The sequence below is a fragment of the Agrobacterium sp. CG674 genome (assembly GCF_053521645.1).
This window is the reverse complement of the sequence record NZ_JBNWDZ010000001.1, coordinates 868,851-887,532: the sequence shown is the minus strand read 5'-3', so window position 1 is coordinate 887,532 and position 18,682 is coordinate 868,851. Positions and strand designations below refer to the sequence as shown.

General features: G+C 57.9%; 22 protein-coding genes. 2 read left to right on the top strand and 20 right to left on the bottom strand.

The window, feature by feature from the left end:
- Window positions 1-79 precede the first annotated feature (79 nt).
- The 13 genes from ACQZ51_RS04365 to ACQZ51_RS04305 form a co-directional block, all read right to left on the bottom strand.
- The gene (locus tag ACQZ51_RS04365; RefSeq protein WP_448775447.1) at window positions 80-349 is read right to left on the bottom strand and encodes a hypothetical protein; all 270 of its coding nucleotides are present in this window, start codon (window positions 347-349) and stop codon (window positions 80-82) included.
- A 158-nt stretch (window positions 350-507) separates the two neighbouring features.
- Window positions 508-714 carry a hypothetical protein gene (locus tag ACQZ51_RS04360; protein ID WP_448775445.1) on the bottom strand — a complete coding sequence of 69 codons (207 nt, stop codon included), beginning with the start codon at window positions 712-714 and terminating at the stop codon, window positions 508-510.
- A gap of 33 nt (window positions 715-747) precedes the next feature.
- Window positions 748-4,545, bottom strand: coding sequence for a baseplate multidomain protein megatron (locus ACQZ51_RS04355; RefSeq protein WP_448775443.1), 3,798 nt, complete (start codon window positions 4,543-4,545; stop codon window positions 748-750).
- Between the two features lie 3 nt (window positions 4,546-4,548).
- Window positions 4,549-4,983: a C40 family peptidase gene (locus tag ACQZ51_RS04350; protein ID WP_448775442.1), complete on the bottom strand. Its 435-nt coding sequence runs from the start codon at window positions 4,981-4,983 to the stop codon at window positions 4,549-4,551.
- Window positions 4,983-5,864: a DUF2163 domain-containing protein gene (locus tag ACQZ51_RS04345; RefSeq protein ID WP_448775440.1), complete on the bottom strand. Its 882-nt coding sequence runs from the start codon at window positions 5,862-5,864 to the stop codon at window positions 4,983-4,985. The genes ACQZ51_RS04350 and ACQZ51_RS04345 overlap by 1 nt, the downstream gene beginning before the upstream one ends.
- The gene (locus ACQZ51_RS04340; protein WP_448775438.1) at window positions 5,861-6,493 is read right to left on the bottom strand and encodes a phage distal tail protein, Rcc01695 family; all 633 of its coding nucleotides are present in this window, start codon (window positions 6,491-6,493) and stop codon (window positions 5,861-5,863) included. The genes ACQZ51_RS04345 and ACQZ51_RS04340 overlap by 4 nt, the downstream gene beginning before the upstream one ends.
- A 47-nt stretch (window positions 6,494-6,540) precedes the next feature.
- Window positions 6,541-7,119 carry a phage tail tape measure protein gene (locus ACQZ51_RS04335; protein ID WP_448775436.1) on the bottom strand — a complete coding sequence of 193 codons (579 nt, stop codon included), beginning with the start codon at window positions 7,117-7,119 and terminating at the stop codon, window positions 6,541-6,543.
- A 75-nt stretch (window positions 7,120-7,194) separates the two neighbouring features.
- Window positions 7,195-7,416, bottom strand: coding sequence for a rcc01693 family protein (locus ACQZ51_RS04330; protein WP_448775778.1), 222 nt, complete (start codon window positions 7,414-7,416; stop codon window positions 7,195-7,197).
- Window positions 7,413-7,775 carry a gene transfer agent family protein gene (locus tag ACQZ51_RS04325; protein ID WP_448775434.1) on the bottom strand — a complete coding sequence of 121 codons (363 nt, stop codon included), beginning with the start codon at window positions 7,773-7,775 and terminating at the stop codon, window positions 7,413-7,415. Before ACQZ51_RS04325 ends, ACQZ51_RS04330 begins: the two co-directional genes overlap by 4 nt.
- The gene (locus ACQZ51_RS04320; protein WP_448775432.1) at window positions 7,775-8,182 is read right to left on the bottom strand and encodes a phage major tail protein, TP901-1 family; all 408 of its coding nucleotides are present in this window, start codon (window positions 8,180-8,182) and stop codon (window positions 7,775-7,777) included. The genes ACQZ51_RS04325 and ACQZ51_RS04320 overlap by 1 nt, the downstream gene beginning before the upstream one ends.
- 30 nt (window positions 8,183-8,212) lie before the next feature.
- On the bottom strand, window positions 8,213-8,614 hold the full coding sequence (locus tag ACQZ51_RS04315) for a DUF3168 domain-containing protein (RefSeq protein ID WP_448775430.1): 402 nt from the start codon (window positions 8,612-8,614) through the stop codon (window positions 8,213-8,215).
- The gene (locus ACQZ51_RS04310) at window positions 8,611-8,946 is read right to left on the bottom strand and encodes a phage head closure protein (protein WP_448775428.1); all 336 of its coding nucleotides are present in this window, start codon (window positions 8,944-8,946) and stop codon (window positions 8,611-8,613) included. The genes ACQZ51_RS04315 and ACQZ51_RS04310 overlap by 4 nt, the downstream gene beginning before the upstream one ends.
- Before the next feature lie 3 nt (window positions 8,947-8,949).
- The gene (locus ACQZ51_RS04305; protein WP_448775777.1) at window positions 8,950-9,519 is read right to left on the bottom strand and encodes a head-tail connector protein; all 570 of its coding nucleotides are present in this window, start codon (window positions 9,517-9,519) and stop codon (window positions 8,950-8,952) included.
- Between the two features lie 31 nt (window positions 9,520-9,550).
- Between ACQZ51_RS04305 and ACQZ51_RS04300 the strand changes: the two genes are divergently transcribed.
- A complete protein-coding gene (locus ACQZ51_RS04300) occupies window positions 9,551-9,811 on the top strand; it encodes a hypothetical protein (protein ID WP_448775427.1) in 261 nt (86 codons plus the stop codon).
- A 114-nt stretch (window positions 9,812-9,925) separates the two neighbouring features.
- Window positions 9,926-10,123 (top strand): hypothetical protein, encoded by a 198-nt coding sequence (locus ACQZ51_RS04295; protein WP_448775426.1) that lies wholly within the window; start codon window positions 9,926-9,928, stop codon window positions 10,121-10,123.
- Window positions 10,124-10,215: 92 nt separating this feature from the next.
- Here the strand turns inward: ACQZ51_RS04295 and ACQZ51_RS04290 are convergent, their stop codons facing one another.
- From ACQZ51_RS04290 to ACQZ51_RS04260, 7 genes are all read right to left on the bottom strand, one after another.
- Entirely contained in the window at window positions 10,216-12,036 is a 1,821-nt protein-coding gene (locus ACQZ51_RS04290; RefSeq protein WP_448775425.1) for a hypothetical protein, read from the bottom strand.
- Window positions 12,037-12,107: 71 nt separating this feature from the next.
- Window positions 12,108-13,958, bottom strand: coding sequence for a hypothetical protein (locus tag ACQZ51_RS04285; RefSeq protein ID WP_448775423.1), 1,851 nt, complete (start codon window positions 13,956-13,958; stop codon window positions 12,108-12,110).
- Complete coding sequence (locus ACQZ51_RS04280) at window positions 13,958-14,944, bottom strand: phage tail tip lysozyme (protein WP_448775421.1); 987 nt, start codon at window positions 14,942-14,944, stop codon at window positions 13,958-13,960. The genes ACQZ51_RS04285 and ACQZ51_RS04280 overlap by 1 nt, the downstream gene beginning before the upstream one ends.
- 49 nt (window positions 14,945-14,993) lie before the next feature.
- Entirely contained in the window at window positions 14,994-16,424 is a 1,431-nt protein-coding gene (locus tag ACQZ51_RS04275; protein ID WP_448775419.1) for a hypothetical protein, read from the bottom strand.
- Window positions 16,424-17,956: a hypothetical protein gene (locus ACQZ51_RS04270; protein WP_448775418.1), complete on the bottom strand. Its 1,533-nt coding sequence runs from the start codon at window positions 17,954-17,956 to the stop codon at window positions 16,424-16,426. The genes ACQZ51_RS04275 and ACQZ51_RS04270 overlap by 1 nt, the downstream gene beginning before the upstream one ends.
- Before the next feature lie 12 nt (window positions 17,957-17,968).
- A complete protein-coding gene (locus ACQZ51_RS04265) occupies window positions 17,969-18,379 on the bottom strand; it encodes a hypothetical protein (RefSeq protein WP_448775417.1) in 411 nt (136 codons plus the stop codon).
- The gene (locus tag ACQZ51_RS04260; protein ID WP_448775416.1) at window positions 18,379-18,675 is read right to left on the bottom strand and encodes a hypothetical protein; all 297 of its coding nucleotides are present in this window, start codon (window positions 18,673-18,675) and stop codon (window positions 18,379-18,381) included. Before ACQZ51_RS04260 ends, ACQZ51_RS04265 begins: the two co-directional genes overlap by 1 nt.
- Between the last annotated feature and the right edge of the window lie 7 nt (window positions 18,676-18,682).

Genomic DNA, 18,682 nt, shown 5'->3' with positions numbered 1-18,682 from the left:
TTCATTCCATCCGTCGATTCTGCAACACGACGGTCATTCCGGCTCAGGTCTATACCAGTTTTTGAGGAATTGCGACGCTCTACATCGGTACGCGCATGGTCACTTTGCGCGGGCGCTCGCCATTGCCCTGCACCAGCACGGTCACGACGCAATTCTCGCCATCATTGGAAGGATAGACCGAAAGAAGCTGGCCACCCGTTTCGCGCACCACGCGGGATACGGCGCGGGTGCAATCACTGGCCACCTGTTGGACCCGGCCCTGCGAAGGTGCTTCCGGCACATCCACCTGCGGCGCAGGAAGGCCATAAAGCCCGGCTGCTAGCGTCGCGATGATGATAGGTGATGCCATTGCAAATAACTTCCACAGACAATTCGGATGCACGCCGAAGCGAACTCATGGCCAAATATGTAGCGCAAACCTTCTGAATGGCAAATGAATGTGGGCCACCATGTTGCGTTGCACGGCAGCGCGCGTGTCACTACGCTGCCGTGCAACAACGCATCGCGCTATTTGATTGCACTGGTCGCAGCCAACCGCCCATAGAGCGCCACCAGCCCGCCGACGCCGCCCGCAACCGTTACCAGCCCTTCCACAAGCTCATTCTCAAAGCCGCCGGGCAGGTTTAGGCCCACCACATGCAACAGCGGTGCCAGCACCGCAATCAGCGCACCCCAGATGGTTTTTGATTGATACCAGGCTTTCATATTGTCCATATCAGGTCCTTTCGGTTGACGTTATTGTGAAGTTTAAAGGCTGAGCGTGCGGCTGGCCGCAATGCCCAGCGGCACGGCCCGGCCAAGCTGGCGCACCCGCACAGAAAGCGCGCTTTGTGCCGCGCCAAAATCGGCAAGCTCATCAATTGCTGCATAAAGGCAGGCGGCTTCGCCCACCTCCATCATGCGCCGAACCATGTTGCCGGAGAGCACCTCGACCCGGTATCTCTCGGAAACCTCGTCCAGCGGAATATCAGCCGCATCCCAGCCATCGGCCTCCACACGTCCCCGGCGCATCCATGTCAGGCGCACTCCGGCGGCTGTGCGAAGGCCGCGCAGATGCACCGGCGCAAGCGGCGTTTCCGCCCGCGTGCCACCCGCAAAGGCGAATGGTCCGACGCTTGAAACCTGCGCGCCTGCCGCCTCGACGATCCAGTTCAGTTGCAGCCCGCGCTCTTCGGCGCGAAGTCCCATGGCAACGACGCCCGCATCCAGCACCACCACTTCGGCACCTGCGAGCGCGCCCGCCGCCATCGCATCCTCTGTTCCGGCAAGCCCGCGCAACAGCCGCGTCAGCCGCCATTGGCCTGATGATGTCTCCTGCGCCACCGCAAAAGCCGCCACCTCCCAGGTACCATTTCCGCTGCGGATAGCGATGCGGTTTGCGCCGTTCAGCACGGCCAGATCGGACGCCGATGACAGATCGCCATAGGGCAGCATGAGGTCGATGGCGCCAGCCCCGTTGAACCGTCCCGCAAGGCCCGGCGGCAAGACACTGCCAAGCGCGCCGATCTTCGCAGGCTGGTCCAGCAGCACCCGTGCCACATAACCCTCGGTCCCTGCCGAAACGGAAAGCGCCATGCGCCGCCATGGCCGGGCATAGGCCGCCACCCGCGCAAAGCTCTGCGCCTCGCCCGCCTCAAATCGCGGCAGGTCCATCAGCACGATGTCGGGGTCAAACCCGCTGGATGCGCCGCTTGCGCTCGCGCGTGGCGCTTCTTCCAGCGAAACGGTCAGCGCCGCAGGCGCAAACTCCCGCGCCTCGATGCGTCTCAAATCGCCATCCTCGATACGGCTCACCATGAACCGACCGGCGGGGCCATCCACCAGTTCCACGCAGTCACCGGGGTCCAGTGCAATGTCGCTGGGCGAGATCGAAAAGCTCACCGTGCGGCGCGCCAGCCGGTTGTCGCGCAAGAGGGCTTCCACCATGTTCTGCGTGGTTTCCTGCGCCAATACCGCGCCCAGATCGTAGCGCAGCACCCGGTTTCCGGCATTGTCGATGCGCCGGGAACGCACACTGGCCTGCTCATAATCCAGCGCCGGGTTAAACGCCGTCAGCACGGCTTCAGCGGCAAAATCGCTGTCGTGACCACGTGCCTCGGACCACAGTGCGGCATCGTCGCTGTCGGCATAGGCCGAAATCACCTTCGTCCTTGTGGCCGCCCGTCCGCGCGAGATGAACCGAAGCGTGCCCCCGTCCTCGATCACGTGAACCTGAAACGCGTCCAGCAACGACTCCAGCAGGCTGCGGGCCGCCGTCACATCGGCCTGCGCATAGCCGGTCACATCGCCCGTGACAGTGGAAACGTCGAAGTCCTCAAAGCCGTGGTCCTGAAGCACGGCGGTGATCAGGTCCGCCAGCGTGGTCGCGCCCAGCCTGCCATTCAGCCAGTGCCCGGTGCGCCAGTTCGCGCCATCGCTCCATGTTGCCGTGTCCTGCGGAAAGGCCGGAAAGGGCCGCGCATCCCATGTCCACACGAAAATCCTGTTAGGATCGACCATCCCCGCCGGGGCCGAACCGCCTACCCAGTGGTCATGATGCGCCTCCAGAAACCGCCGCTGCTGGCTGTCGGCGCGCATGCGGCTGGAAAAATGCGGATAGGCACTTTCGGATGATTTCGGGTCGATAAAGGTGTTGGGCCGGTTCGCGCCCTTGTCGATGGCCGGGCATCCCAGCTCGGTAAACCAGAACGGCTTCATGCCCGGCACCCAGGCGCTTGCCACAGTGCTTTCCACACCGCCGATGCGGTCGTAATGCCGGTTCTGCCACCAGTGCCCCAAGTCCTTGTAGCGAAAGACCCAGTGCTTGCCGCTCATGCCATCCGAAATCGCGCGGCGGGTGCGGCTCGCCCGGTCCGCATCGCTGCCATAATACCAGTCGAACCCTTCCCCCGCCGTGATGGATCGGCCAAAGCCCGCCGCATCGTCAGGCCCGTCGAAACCGTCGGGATTGCCACCCTGCACATCCTCATCACGCCAGTCGGAAAGCGGCATATAGTTGTCGATGCCGATTGCGTCGATGTGAGTGCTCGCCCACAGCGCATCGAGGTTAAAGAACACGTCGCCGCTGCCATCTGCCGGGTGATAGCCGAAATACTCGCTCCAGTCGGCGGCATAGGTCAGCTTGGTGGAGGCCCCCACAATGGCGCGCACATCGCCCGCCAGCCGCACCAGCTCTTCCACGAAGGGAAAGGCACTCGCCCCGTCGCGCACCCGCGTCAGCCCGCGCAATTCGGAGCCGATCAGAAACGCATCCACCCCGCCCGCCTGTTTTGCCAGCGCCGCGTAATGCAGCACCATGCGCCGATAGCCGTCTGCACGGTTGCAGAAGGTGGAAACCTGCGTGCGCGCAGCCGCCGTTTTGTCGGCGCTGCCGCTCATTCCGGCTGCCGGGTGGCAGGTAATGTTGCCCCGCCAGCCATAGGCATCCTGCTCGGCCTTGCCATAGGGGTCGGCCAAGCCGTTGGCAGAGGGAATATCCATCATCACGAAGGGGTAGAGACACACCTTCAAGCCCCGCGCCTTCAAATCCGCAATCGCCTGCAAAACGGAAGCATCGCTTGGCGTGCCGCCATAGGCGGGGCCACCGTCGCGCCTGCTCACGAGCCGCGCCTGCCCGCGCCCCATCCCCGCCACAGACCAATGCGCGCTTTCGCGGTCACGGAAGGCCACCTCCACACCCGGCAGAATGCGGCACTCACCCGCCCGCATATCCGTGCCAAACCATGAAACCACCAGCGCCACGCTTTCAAGATTGGGGCACAGCGCCTGCAATTCGTCCATCGAGGCCTGCCAGTCGGTGGCCGCCGTCAATGTGTGGCGGTTCATCACCCGGCTTTCGCCAGCGCCCGCCCGCTCGGAAACCGCCACGGTGGCATAACCATGCTCGGTCGCGCCGGGAATGATGGTCACGGCACGGATCTGGCGTTCCAGCTTGCCAATGGGCCTCACCACCTCGAACTGAAACAGCGGAATGCGATTGCCAAAACTGTCCAGCGGCAGCCGCTCGAACACCACATAGGACAGACCACGATAGGCTGGCGCATTGCCAGCCCCCTGCCGCGCCTCGATCAGCGGGTCGGGAAGCTGGCCGTCGCTGCCGGGGTAGAAGCGCATCTCGATGCCGGTCAGATCCAGCTCCTGCCCGTCCGCCCACACCCGGCGCACCAGCGCCACCTCACCCTCGCACAGACCCACGGCCAGATTTGCGAAGTAGCTGTAGGTCTCAACCGTGGTCGATGAGCTGCCGCCACCGCCTTTGCCACCCTGCCGCTCCCGCGTCACGCTTTCCTCAAACCGCGTGGCCCAGATCAGCGTGCCACCAATGCGCACCGTGCCATAGGCACGCGTTATCGCGCCCCCTTCTTCGGCACCGGGAATACGCGCCGTGGAAAGCCGTGCCCCTGTGACGGTTTTCGAGGAGGAGAGCATCGCGCTGTCAAGCGCACTGCCTGCCAGCGCACCTGCCGCCCTGCCGATCATGGCCCCAACCGGCCCGAAAATGCTGCCGATGGCGGCACCCGCCGCCTGTAAAACCAAGGTCGCCATCACTCACCTCTGCGGAAATCGAAATATACCGGCAATGCGTTTTCGCCAGGATGGCACCAGTGCAGAGCGCAGCACCGCCGCCCCCTCATAGGCATGAATGAAGTGGTCCGCCCCCGCCAGAATGCCCACATGCTTGGCCGCACAATCCGGCCGCCAGCGAAACAGCACCATGTCACCCGGCTGCGCCTCGCCAAGGCTTTCAACCCTGTCGAAATGCCGCGCCGCCGCCGCCAGCAGCCGGTCCTCGCCGCTGCGCTCGGCCCAGTCGCGGGCGTAAGGCGGCGGCAGTTCCGGCTCTTCGCCATAAAGCTCGCGCCATATGCCGCGCACCAGCCCAAGGCAGTCGCAGCCCACACCCTTGGTGGAGGCCTGATGCCGGTAGGGCGTGCCGATCCAGTCTGTCCCAAGGCTTAAAACCTGCTCTCCCATATCGGCCATCAAAACAGTGCCCCGCCATCATGTTGCGTGCGGCTTGTCACATAGGAATAGGCAAAATCAGCGCCCGGCATATGCGGAAACCCTCGAAAATTCAGTTGGTTGGAAAACTTCGCCTTGCATGTCGCAAAGCTCTTGTCGCAGCCAGCCGTTACGGTGAACGTGTCGCCAGCCTCAGGTGCAGCCTCCAGCGGCAGCCAGAAACTCAGCTCCGTCACCCCGCTGCGCACTGCATGGTCATCCAGATCGAAGCTGCGACCCGCATTCACCCCGCCGGAAAAGGCAAGCTTGCCCTGTCGGAAAAACCCTTCCGCGAAACTGCCAAGCCCCGAAACAACGATCCGCCCCGTGCCATTGATGGAAACGACCGACCCAGTTGCACGAAAAGCCGCGACATTGGCTTTGCATCTCGCATCCCCCAGCGCCGCATCGCAGCGCCGCCCATAGACCCGCCCCTGCGGCTGGCTGAGCCTGTGGGCAAAACTCCGCAGCTCGGCTTTGAAGGCACCGCCCGCCCGCGTCACCTCGCCAATCTCGCGCACTTTCAGCAACACATGCTTCTCCGGCACCTGCCAGTTGACGAGGTAAAGCTCCACCTTCGCCCCGTCATAGCGCCCCGCTGCCAGATCGGCCTCTTCAACCGCCTCGCTGGAAAAGCCGCCCGCCACCTCGCCGCTCGCCGCCGCCAGCCCAGTTTCGCTGTCGTTTTCACCGGCCTGAAAACCGCTTGCGGCGAGGTAAGTCACACCGCCAAATGTGAGGGCCTCATCATGCTCGGTAAAACCCAGCACGGCCCCATCACGAAGGCACACCTTCCAGCACTGGCACGTCGTCGTCGCCTCGCCTTCCAGATGCGCGGCAAGCTCTGCTGGCACGTTCTTCACGGCAAAATCTCCACAAGAGGAATGGAAGGAATGCGCCCGGCCTCAAAGGCGCTCAGGCTCACATCGATGCGATCGATATCGAAACGAACCGGCACGTCGAACTCGAACCCGGCCCTGATAGCCGCACCGGCGGCGGGCACTTGGGGGCCCGCGAAGGTCACGATGCCGGTCTCATGGTCGGTCGTGAAACCCGTCACCGCCACGCCATTCACCGAAACCACAACCGTACCCGCCACCGGCTTTGCAATGGTGCGTGTCCAGCCACCAGCCACATCGGCATAGGTCTTGGAAATCTGAAACGACGCCGTCACGCCGTCACCGGTGCCAATGCGCTGGTCCATCGCCGTCGGCACGGTCAGCGGCGGGCAGGAGCGGAAATCGACCGGGTCTCGAAACCGGAAGCCGTAGAGTTGCCCGCCGCGCGCCTCGAAAAACTCCAGCACCGCATAGAGGTCGCTGACCGAGCGGACGCCAGACCCCGCATCATAGGCCCGGCGGGAATTTCGCCAGCGCTGGTTCCGGTTTTCCCGCCCGTTGGACAGGTTGACGATATCGGTCCGCCGCACGGGTCCGCCACTGGTCCCCAGCGCCAGCCGCAGCGGGAACCGCACCTCATGAAATGCCGCCATGGTTCTGATTTTCCTGAATTATCGTCTGAATTCCTGAGCGGAATGGCTCATAGCCCGCGCTGCCCGCGCCCCACGCTGCGCGCGAGCATGGCCGAAATCTGCCCCTCGCTGCGCCTGAAACTCGCCGCGTCGCTTGCCGTCACATTGAACACGATCTGCGTGCCACCGCCGCCACCGCCAGCGGCGACACCCAGTGAGCCATCGGCACCACGCTTCAGCGGCAGAATGGCCTCGCTGCCCGCCTCGCCCATCAGCCCCATATCGCCGCCCATGGGAAAGAATGTCGGGCTTGAAACCACCCCGCCATCGGCGAAAGGCGTCACCCGCCCCGGCACGCCGCCATTGGCGAAGGCAAACAGCGACCCCGCGCCCGAGGTCAGGCCGCTGACGGCACTCGACAGCATGTTCTCCAGCGGCTTCAATCCGGCAGACAAGGCTATGTTGGAAAGCCGCGTTCCCAGCCCCTGCAAAACGCTATCCAGCCCTTTGCCCCCTGTGGTGGCGGCCTGCAATGCAGAGGTCAGGGCCGATCCAAACCGCTGCGATCGCTTTTCCAGATCGTCCATCACAGAGACCAGCGCCTCCGCATCGTCCCGCTGGTCGGCAAAATTTGTCTCATCAGCCATCGTCCCTACCTTTCTGATTCAAGTGGAGAAGCCAGTGGTTTGAAACTGCAGCCATTTTTTACACCGCCTTCCCACTCACCCGTCGGGAAATTGCCGCATCAAATCGTCCAGCCCGTGCCGGTTCAAGGCTTGCGCTTGTCGCCTCAAGCCGCCGGTCATGGCGAAGAATTCCAGCGGCGTCAGCGCCCAGAATGTGTCAGGGGAAAGCCGCAGCAGGCTCAGGCCCGCATGGATCACCTCGTCCCAGGGAAAGGGTCTGGTGTCCTGCGCCGGGCCTTCGCCCGCTGCGGCTTTCAGGGGGAAGCGTGTGCCTCCCCTCCCGTGCCGGTTCCAGCAAAGGCCGCGGTCAGGAGGTCTCCCACGATCTTCGCATAACCGGCAATTCCATCCTCAACGCTCATGGTCGCCACGTCGTCGTCGGAAAAAACATTGCCCGCGCCGCGCAGACCCGCACCGATGACGCGGATCATGTCGGCGGCCTTCATCCGTCCACTAGCAAAACGTTCCGCCAGCCCGGTCAGATCATCGGCGCAGAAGGCTGTTTCCAGTTCCGCCAGCGCGCCCAGCGTCAGGCACAATATCCGCCGCTCACCATCCAGCACCGCTTCCACCTCACCACGCCTGCGGTTGGCGCGCCCAAAATTGGCGGCTCTCATCACAAGGCCGTAAAGGTTATGGCGCCAGCGGATTCCAGCGCGATTTCAAACTGCACCTCGCCGTCATGGCGGCCGGAATATTCCAGCGCGCTGATCTGGAAGGACCCTTGCAGCGTGCCGAAATCCGGGATGACGATCTGATAGGTCAAAATTGTCCCGGCAAAGAATTGCGTGCGCACCAGCGCGTCGCTCTGCACGTCCTTGAATATGCCAGATCCCGTCAATCCGGCGCGCTGCACGCCCGCCCCCGCCAGCAACTCCCGCCAGCGCCCGGCACTTTCCGCATCGGTCACGTCAACGGTTTGCGCGTTGAAGGCCAGCCGCTTCGTGCGCAAGCCCGCAATCGTCACATAAGTCCCGGCATTGTTGATCTTCAGCAGCAGGTCCTTGCCCTTCTGCGCCACCATGGCTCGTCCTTTCAAAATTGATAAAGTTGATTATTCCGTCACGGCGCGAAACCGGATCTCGGTCAAAAACTGCCGGGATTTCGTCTGCCGCACGGAACGGCTGGAGCGAAAAAACAGGCTGACCAGCGCAATATTGCCGCCCAGCACCAGCGGCGCATCGTCCAGAACCGCCAGAATGCGCACGGCAATGTCCTGCGCCAGCTTTCGCCCGCCATCGTCGCTCCACACCTCTAGTGTCAGAATATGCTCCTCACCGCCTTCGGACGCAGTGGCATAGGGGCGGCTTTCAATTTCGCCAAAGGCCACGCAGGGCATCACAGGTCGTGGCAGCAGCCGGTCGACGATGCCGTTGCTGCCCACCAGCGCCGTCAGTGCGGCGTCGCTTTTCAGCTGTGCGTGAATGGCCTGCAACAATGCGTTGGCCGCTCTCATCGGCTTTCCTCCTCGCAGCGGCAGATGATGAAGCGGCGCGTTTCATCGGCATCGACAACGGACTTCACGGCAAAGATGCGCGCACCCTTTCGCAGCCGCATGCCCGCCGCAATATCGTCCCGAAACATGGCCCAGATCCGGTGCGTCACCGCCACACCATCGGCAGAGGCCCGCTCATAAGGCCCTTGAGACACCGGCTCGATGGCCGCCCAGAAAGATCGCAGCACCACCCATCCGGCCACAACGCCGCCCTGCCCGTCAGCCACGTCCTGTGGTGCTTCCAGGTCCAGACGCGCCGTCATCTGGCCGGGGTCGAGAAAGGTCAGGTTCATGGCTTACAGCCCCAGCCTGCAAAAGGGTGCCACCAGCCTGTCATAACCGGCAGGCACGCCTGCGGGCTGGTCAGCTGCGGAAACGACACCACGAAACGCAAACATATGGGCGATATGCACCAGCATGGCCCGTTTCAGCGTGTCGGGCACGTCGGCGCCGCTTTCGCCAAAGCCTGCGGTAAAATCGATTTCGATGCCGTTCAGCGGCTGGCCGGGTGCTGGCGGCTGGCGCAGCCACAGCCGCGCTGGCCGTGCCTGCCCGTCCAGCAGCGTGTCTGTGGCGGTCGCGTCAAAAGGGTCGCCCGCATCATCGAAAACCAGAATCTTTTCGATGGCTTGCACCGGCCCCTTGGCAATCTGAATCACCCCATCACGCGGCCAGCCGTCGAGATAGAGCCGAAGGGTCTGGCGCATCAGGCACAGCCCGGTCTGGCGCTCCAGATATTCGCGTGCCGTCTTTATCAGTGATGTCAGCAACGCATCCTCATCGCTGCCATCTGCCCGCAAATGCGCTTTCACATCGGCAAGCGTCAGCGCCTCCGCTTGCGGCGGGGTAATCTGTGCATAGGTCATGATGTCCTCGGGAATTTTGGAATGCAGCGTCATGTCGGCAACCCGGCATGACGCACTTTTGAAAGATGAAACGATCGCCTTAGCTGGCGGCGAACTTGATGAGCTTCACCGCCTCGAAGTTCTGCACACCGCCGCCCACGCGCTTGGTGGTGTAAAACAGCACGTAAGTGTTTTCTGGTGTTTACACTACTTTTTTTGGGAGTGTTTGCAGCGTGCGCTTTCTAAATCCGTTTTGTCGAAACGTTTGATGGTTGTCGGGAGACCGGTGAGGATCACGCCTCTTTCCTGCTAACTGGGTTGTTGGCTCATGCTGGCCTAAGAGATACGACGAACCTAATATCGTACGGTATCGTACACATGAAAAGTCGTACTGGAATACCGCATTGCCTGGCGGTATGCAGGTGGCATGGAAGACATTTTCAAAATCATTGATGACGCTCTTGCAAACAAGGTCGAGTTGTTTCAACAGGACGATCTTTGGACGGTTCGCGTGACCGAACACGGTGTAGTGACTGCGCTTTCGTTTCCAGAAATGGACAGAGCCGTGGACTGCGCCGAAGCCGAGCGAGAGCGTCTTGGTCTCGCTCAGATCACCTTTCTATAGACCCGAACACGCTGAAGCCGAATTCCAGCGTCTCGGTCTTTCAAATATTATTCGGCTGTAGACTTTCACGAGGTGTAGAGAGTCAGCGCCGATTATCGTTCTATCCAAACAGACACTGTTCCAGTGAAGGCCACATTACCCGCTGTCGATGTAATTCTAAGGCCATTAATATCGGCGCTGAGTGCGACATCGCCAGACGGAAAAGTTTGCTGCGATGGGTAATGCGAGATAATTCCGGATACTGTCCAATTGTTTCCACCTGGCTTATCACGATACAGATTTAGAACGCCTCGATAAGTGGGCGTTTGTGGTATGTAATTGATCATAAAGCCATTGACGCTTGAGGCCGAGGCCGCGCTCCCTGCAACCGCAACTGTTGTTGACAAGTAACCAGAACTGATAACCCCTGCGGCGGTTCTAAACTGAACCATCGGATTGACGTTTACGTTCGTTCCATTGAGGTTCTTGAATACAAGCGAGATATTCTTGATGTTCGCGGGGAGACCGGTGATATCGATAAACGTTCCGTTTATTGTGTATTCGCCGAAAAAGGTCGAACCCGATTGTGCCTTGGTTACATAATCAGATGCAGCAAGCCCACCTAATTGGGCTGAGTTTTTGACCGAGAAGTTATTTGGCGAATATACGTACATACTCGTCCCGTCATTACCTCCCCATAACCAATCAGGCTGACCCCCTTGGCCGTTCCAATTGAAGGTCATGCCTCTGTTTGAGCCACCTTCTTTGAGGTAGTTGGCAGCACCGCTAATGTTAATACCGTAGATCCCACCATTATTGTAAACGGCTTCGGTGCCATTCTTGAAGAAGCCTCCCTTGGTGTCCCATTTACCCGAACGGAAGTCGTAGTAGCCGTTTACAGCGTTGGTATGGTCTTGCATACCCAAGCCCCACCAGCCCTTCATCGCAATATTGTGCTGCGAGTAACTGGCACCGTCGGCGTTACCTTGCTTGAATTCGTTAGCCGATACACCCGGCAAGCCCACAACACCGGTAAAGTTAGGATTTGCGAGGTTCGCCTTGCGACTAAGCGCGTCGCCTAGGTTCACACCGTGAGTTGTCATCCCTCCTGTGAAAACGACGTTTCCATCAGTTTCCAAGAATGTACCGGCTGTTCCAGCATACAATCTACCTTTGACCGTCAGTTGCTTTTCAATGGAGATATTGCCGGTAGCGCGATTGATAATCAAAGGCGCATCAATGTAATTTCCATTATCAGCGTATCGTGCAACAGCGAAGTCAGAGCCGACATTGCTGCCAGTTTCAGGCGAAGCGTTCGCAAACGCGGACCAACGCTGTGTACCCGCAGTCTTCCACCCCACAATACGATCCGTCCCTGCCGCGGCACTGATGGTTAGACCAGCAGAGGTTGTTATGGTGCCGCTTGTCGTAAGGTTGAGAACTGTCGTTGCACCAGCAGTCAACGGACCGCTTGTGGAGAAACCACCTGCCGTGATCGTTCCTGTGAACCGTTGCCCTGCACCCGTAACAAGCCTGAATGCAGTTCCATCATAGACAACCTCAGTAAACTGGCCATTTGTGATATCACCGGCATTCAGTGGTGTTCCATCTGCCGAAAGAATGCTCTTTGCACCCATCGAATTGATGTTGAGCGTCATTGCACCGGTATTTGTGGCATTCGGGAAGAACGCGATACGTTCGCCCTTCGAATATCCACTTGGGGCTTGTGCGAATGTTAGAGCGAGCGCCGATGCTGAACCTGTTGCCGTATAGATCGCGTTGATGCGGTTATAGAAGCGCTTCACCCCGGCTCTCGTGCCTCGAAGGATCGGTGCGACTGTGCTTGGGGCGTAGTTGCCTTGAATACCGTCCGGTGCAGCACTGTTATTGCTTGCATCGAGTTCAGACCATTTAGGGTCAATAATGTCTACCATTGGCGATCACCGCTTTCTTATTGTTCTTATTGGGTGTCACGAGCGATCTTCGCCGCTTCGTATTCCGATATTTACTCGTTATCTTCGTTTTGTACGTCGTAGCCCACGCTGCGCAGGTATTCATGGACCGCTGTTCTTGTTGCTGCGTCTGGTGTTTTGCGTGCGATGTTCACGAGATTACCAACGTGCGTGCGCAGTCCACCCTTCTCGACCTGGGCCTTTGGAATGCCAGCCAGCCAGCGAACAGTTTCCGGATTAGCAAGCATTTTTGCCTGATATCCTTTTGTAGCGAAATTCGCGCCCTTTGCGCCCGCAGCCAATACGAATGCTTTTGGGCCACCAAGCGCAGCGGCTAGAAGACTTGTTTTGTCGAAGGGATTGGCTTCTTCAAGCATCGTCTTATGGGTTTGGGTATTGGAATGGTTCTTCTGCTTATTGTAGCGGCCCATGTCGTCGGCAATTCGAGCCAGACGATCTAGGTCTGTACGATACTGCGAACGGCCTGTTCCCTTAAACAGTACGTCCTTGGCTTCCGGTGCCATCGTCTTCCAGTTACGCAAGAAGGTGCCGGGATCGTAGGAACTTACGTCATCGGCGCTCTTCAAGCCCATGCGCTCAACAACTGAGCCGGTGAGATTATCCCATGCGGCTTTTCCATCGTCGGACTTCTCGATCTGACGACGAACCGCATTCAAGCGAGAACCGCCCTCTTTCGACTTGCCCATGACGTAGCCGAAGATTTCTTCCGGCGTGTTTTTGTTCAAGACCGTGCTAACTGCGCTGCCCTTGCCGAAACCAGTGTCGGCATCAACAGTGCGTCGATAGTGGTTATTCGCCTTACGGAACGCCTGTAGGGCGTTATCTCCTGCTCCGCGTGCTGTTGCTTCCATATCCGCTGTAATCGCGTTACGAAGCCCCTGTAGGTGCGCTTTCAATGCAGGGTCCGCGTCGGGCCGGTTTGCGATCTGAGAAATTGCTGTGCGGGCTTCCTTCAACTTGGTGAAGGTCATGCCCTTGCCCATGTCCTCGACAATCGCCTTTGTCTGCTGCAATGCCTGATCCAGTTGAGGACCACGATTGATTGCCTCGGACTTTCCAAGACCCTTTTTCGTGTCGGCTAGGGTTTTGCTGAACGCTTTTGTGGCATCACCAGACACAGCGCGTTCGCCGGTCAAACGGCCTACGTCATCGTAGAGGCTTTCAGAACGTGCGAATGCTGCGTCCTTGGCCGCTTGCGCTTGTTCGCGAAGCATATCACCGAGTTCCTGACGAGTGTTCGTCTTGGCCACTGGGTTGTTGCGGGTGGTAATGCCATCGACAACGCGGGTGAATTCGTCACCCTGTTTCGCGAAAGCATCGGCCATGCGAGCCTGTAGGTTCGTGCCAACGCCAGTCGATGCAAGTGCTTGCTCTTTTGCCGCTGCACGAGTTGAACCGGAAACCATGCCCGTTGTGGGCTGCACGCCGATATCCGCGAAGTCCTTGACGCGCTGCGCAATCACAGCGCCCTCGTCTGCACCTCCGATTATTCTGTTCTTGACGGGGTTGAAGCCACTTCGAGGAACAACTGTTTCCGCCACTTTCGGACTTGCAAAACGCGCACCGGCTGGGCTGAACGTGGTCGCGAACTCGAATGCGCGGGCAATGCCCTCTTCGCTCGATGGATCGAACTTACCGGCCATTGCATCGCCGGGGGTCATGAAGGCACGTTTAACACCACCGAGAAGACCCGCATTACTATCGAAACTCACATCGCCGTTCTCGTCCTTGCTGAACGGTAGCAATGAACCGCTGAACACTGTTTCAGGTTCGCTCTCTTGTTCAGCCGACCAATCCTGTTCCCATGGCATTCCACCTGTAGGACCATCTACTGTCTTTTCTTTTTCTGGCTGATTCCAGTCCATTTCCCAAGGCATTGCCATTATACGCGCCATCCTCCGAGGCCACCAAGACCTCCATTCTTTTGTTTCTTAAGCAGTTCCATCAGTTCTTCCGGCGTCAGTTCGGCCAGTGAATTGATGCCACCGGGAACTTCGTTCTTCGCTTCGGCCTGTGAACTCATGAAACCCATCTGAACTGGCTGCGACTGGTAGCGACGTGATTGCCCTGCTTGTGCTGCCTGTTGTGCCTGTTGATTTAGTTGGTCGTCTTGACCGGAGTTACTAAAGGCACCACTGAGCGCTCCGAGAAGGTTGATCCCCTTCTTGGTGTTAACCCCCATGAATTCGTCGGGTAGCAATTTCGGTATCAATGACGCTTTGGCTTGATCGGCTGTTTCAGTGCCTAGAACACGGTCGAAAATCTTCTTACCGATACCGCGCTCATCTGGTGTTGCTGCCTGTGCCTGTGCCTGTGCCTGTGCTTGAGGCGCCTGCCCCGCTTGAACCACTGGTAATTGTGAGGACTTCGGACTGGCAGCGACGATTTGATCCGGCGACATACCGAGTGTTTCACCAGCCCATGACAAGCGATTGTCAAAGCCATGTCCCGCTGTGGGGTTTGCACGCGTCCAGCCCTGTGGACGTTCGAAAGAGATCATCGCAGCCGTAGCATCGTGGACGTTATCGGCTGCCATCAATTTGTTATAGGCATAGGCTTCGGAACCGGCCCCGTTCTCTCCTTTGCCGGCCATCTCGTGCATGACGAAATCCAACTGCGTATCGAGAGACCCTGCGTTTTCTCCACCGAATGCACGGAGATTGCGAGCACGTTGGCCGTTCCATTGGCCGATACCAATGCTATCTGTGCCATCACGGCCATCACCGGGATTTCTAGCCCCGGTATTCATCGTGCTTTCCTGCATCAGATTTCCAACGACACCAGCGGCCTGATGCGGTTGGAGTTTGTATTTGTCCTGTAGATAGCGATACGCATACATCGCATTGCTGTTCAAATTTGGCTTTGCCAATATGCACCTCGTCCCTTTTCGGGCTTCTTATGTCTCCGCTTATTGCGGGTTATAGGATGGGTTCCCAGTTCTCTTTTTTGTTGCGATCACCGCCCTTGAAACGGTATTGAACGCCATCACCACCAGTTACAATCGCCCCGCTTTGTGCTGGCTGCTTGTTCCCGTCCTTCTGTTTATCAGTTCCGCTCTTGTAGTCTTTGAACGCCTTGTAAGGGTTCGGAAGTGCCGCCATTTCTTTGTAACTGTCTTGCCACGTAATTTCGCCACGCTGTGCGCGGTTGGCAATTTCAGCAGCCGCGATCTTGTTCTGCGCAACACTCTGCATCGTGCTTGCGATAATTTCGTTACCCTGACGAGTGTTGCCGATAGATGGGATGCTCAGGAGGAACTGCTTTGCGTCGAAGTCCGACGTTGCACCGGAACCCGCTGGGCGAAGGTTAGGAGCAATACGAGAGACAACAGCCTGATACGCTTGAATTTCATCGAGGCCATCAACGCTGACACCAGCCATTTGCGCGTATGGACCAATAGCGGCTTTCCATTCCGCGCCCTTACCAGTCTCAACCTTTCGGCCTAGATCGATAAGCAAGTCCATATCGCCAATCATCTGGTTTGCGCCTGCACCTTCAGCCGCAATCTCGTCGATACGCTTTGCAGCGTGTTCGTCGGACTTTTCTTTGAACTTGTCGCTGTTGCCACCGACGTTGACCTGCGTCGAACCAGACTTTTTGTTCTGACGTGACCATGTGGTGAAGTCCTGCGGCGAGCGGCCAGCGCTGATCTCTTGATCCGTGTAGAGTTCGTATTCGCGAATGTCGTCGGTCTTCTTGAACAATTCTTCGCCTTGAACGCGGCCAGCGGCCTTTTGGCGTTCGATAGAACCAACGCTCGACCCTACCCCGCCTGCCACTTCGTAATCGCCATCTGAGCCAAGAACCATACCGTCCTTGCGACGCTCATCATCAAGACGCTGAATGCGTTCTAGGATCGTGTTTGCAGCCGCATATTCGCCAAGAGAGACATAGCGCTGATGCAGTTTCTTTAGGTCCGCAATGGTGTAAGCGCCTTCGCCATTCGGTGACAGACCGGATGCAAATTCCTGCGCCTCAGCCGCGCTTTGAAGTTTCACTTGCTCGCCACGTGCCTTCATACGAGAAGCACCAGCATCAGCGGCTAGTTTACGTTGCTCCGCGAAATTCTTGGCACCGTCCTGCATTCCCTTTCCAACGGCACTGCCGAAGTTCATCGGGTCTTTGCTCGGACCACCAGCGGCCATTATACCAGCGCCCATATGCAACAGCATTTGGCTCAACTGTGCACGCTCTTCTGGGTCTTGTGGCCCAAAGCGTGCCAGCAAGTTCTTCTGCTCAGGCGGTTGATTTGCCTCGTCTTCTTCTGGAGGTTGCTGCGCGGTTCCGATCACGCCTGTTGGAGGATTTTGACCAGCAAATAGTTTCAAAATATCGAGTGGCAAAAACATTACGCTGCCTCCATGAATGTGTCAGTGATGATGTGTTTGATACCGTTGATCTCAACGACTGCATCCGGCAACACGGCCTCGACTTCGTGAGCCATTGGACCAATGAACACCTCGTCTGGATTGTCCTTGTAGGCGAAACGGTACATCGGAACGCCGTTCGGGAATTTACCAACGCATTCGAAGACGATCTTTGTTCGCTCGTCGCACATTGCGAGTAGGCTGAGTACCGATGTTATGCCGCCCATAGCCTGTGCGCCCTTATTGGAATAAACTGGCGTTGATGTATTCGAGTAGTTTCCGTTATTGGCGAGATTGATCATGTTGGCGATATTCGAGAGCGGCTGGTTCTGTTGGAAGTCCCAACGCTGAATATCCGAGTTCAACACATCCTGATTTCTGCCATCAATCTGCGAACCGATCTGACCAAGTTTGTCCGTTGGTAGATACTGGTTTGCGTATTGGTCACCAGCCATGCCAGCACCGGCCAACTGCGTGTTAGCCTGTGATACCTGATTGCCAGCCTGCGAGTTTGCAGCGTTGAGCATCTGATTCTTGTTCTGCAATTGATTGCTGATGCCAGAATTGTAGATGTCGCTTTGTAGGCCAGCGCCTTGCAATTGCATGTTCTTGTCGAACTGGTATTGGCTGTTCGAGGCGTTCGCAGCATCGTTGCGCAAGCCCTGCTGATTGGAACTCGTGCTTGCTAGGTTCTGATTAGCGTTCAACTGGTTGGTCTGATCGCTGTTGTAGAAATTGCCGTACTGTCCAGCAGCCGACAACTGACGATCCTTGTCCGTGTTGTATTGATTGCCGTACATGTTCGTCGCAACGTCGGCCATCGCAGTTGCAGCGGTCGTTTCCGCATTGTTGCGCTGTGTCGCATATGCACCCGATCCCATGCGGCCAAGACTTGCAGCCTGTCCATCAATCTGCGGAGCGGTAATGTTTCGGAACTGGTCTGCGATCTTCGTCTGCTGATTGCTGACCATCGAATCCAGATATGGATTGTTGCCGATGTTCGCACCCGACGCTGTCTGCTTCAAATAGTCCATCGCGGGATTGTTGCCGGAAGCCAAAGCCCCTGCTTGTGCCTGCTGCGCCCCAAAAGCGGCGTTCGTGAAATTCTGACCCGCCGCAAGCGTTCCATTCCCCGGCGCATTTGTAGTGCCAGCGGCTAGGCTTGCAGCGGTTCCAGCAGCAGGGTTAGTTCCCAAATTGATACCGTTCTGCAACTGAGACAGGGTGTTATTCGCCTGTCCACTGAACGCATTACCGGAAGTGATGTTATTCACCGCATTGCTTGCCCCGGCCAATCCGCTTGCAGCACTACCCGAGCGGGCAAGAGCCTCTTGCTGAGCCAAAGCGTCTTTAGTGGCGGATGACTGACCCGCTACCGTGTCACCCTTATAATATTCGGGTTTCCCAGCGGAGTAGAGTTTGTCAGCCTGATCCAGATATTTCAGGATATAGGGCTGTGCACCGTCCCAAGGCTCTGTTTTTGTTGTTGTTTCCTTTGGCGTACTACCACCCATGTCGCAATTCCTTTATTCAAAATCCTTATACAAATTGATCGACTGCACTTTGAAACCGTGTGGAGCGAGTGCGCTTTCCCATCCCGGTCGTCCAATGCCTGAAAAGCCTTTGCAGCCTTTCGATTTTGCCCATTGTTCAACCTCGTTCATTCCATCGCCTAGAATTTCGTCCAGCGCGTTGGTTCGCTTCCCACCGATCAAATACAGGTGGCAAACATCAGCGCCATCGGCGTTGATTAGTTCTGTAACCGCGACAGCATTGTCGCTTGTCCACATCAGGTATTTGCGATCCACCAAACCCTGTAGGAGGTCAGTTTCGCTGCCACCTGAGACTTGACGTTTCAACGCTTTAGCCAGCCATTCACGAACACGAGGATATTCAGTGTGGAATTGCTCTGCGGTATCGATCCTAGTAACTGCCATCACGCTCCATGAACCACGTAGTCAAACACGCGGGCCGTTGTTGTGCTCGTGTGTGTGATCGTGAATTGTCCGCTTGCCTTGCTGCTTACAAATGTTGATGCTGCAACTGCGGCTGCACCAATATTTGTGGGCTGTAGAACGACAACGCTTGTCGGCAGCACTTTGGGATTGCTGACTGTTGTCGTCGTTGTTGAAGTTGCGAGCGTTACCGTTCCAGTGTTTTCGAACTGACGAACGAGGTCATTAATGACCTGTTGCATCGCTCGTTTGTCGTCTGGATTGAAAATGCTTTGCACGCTTCAC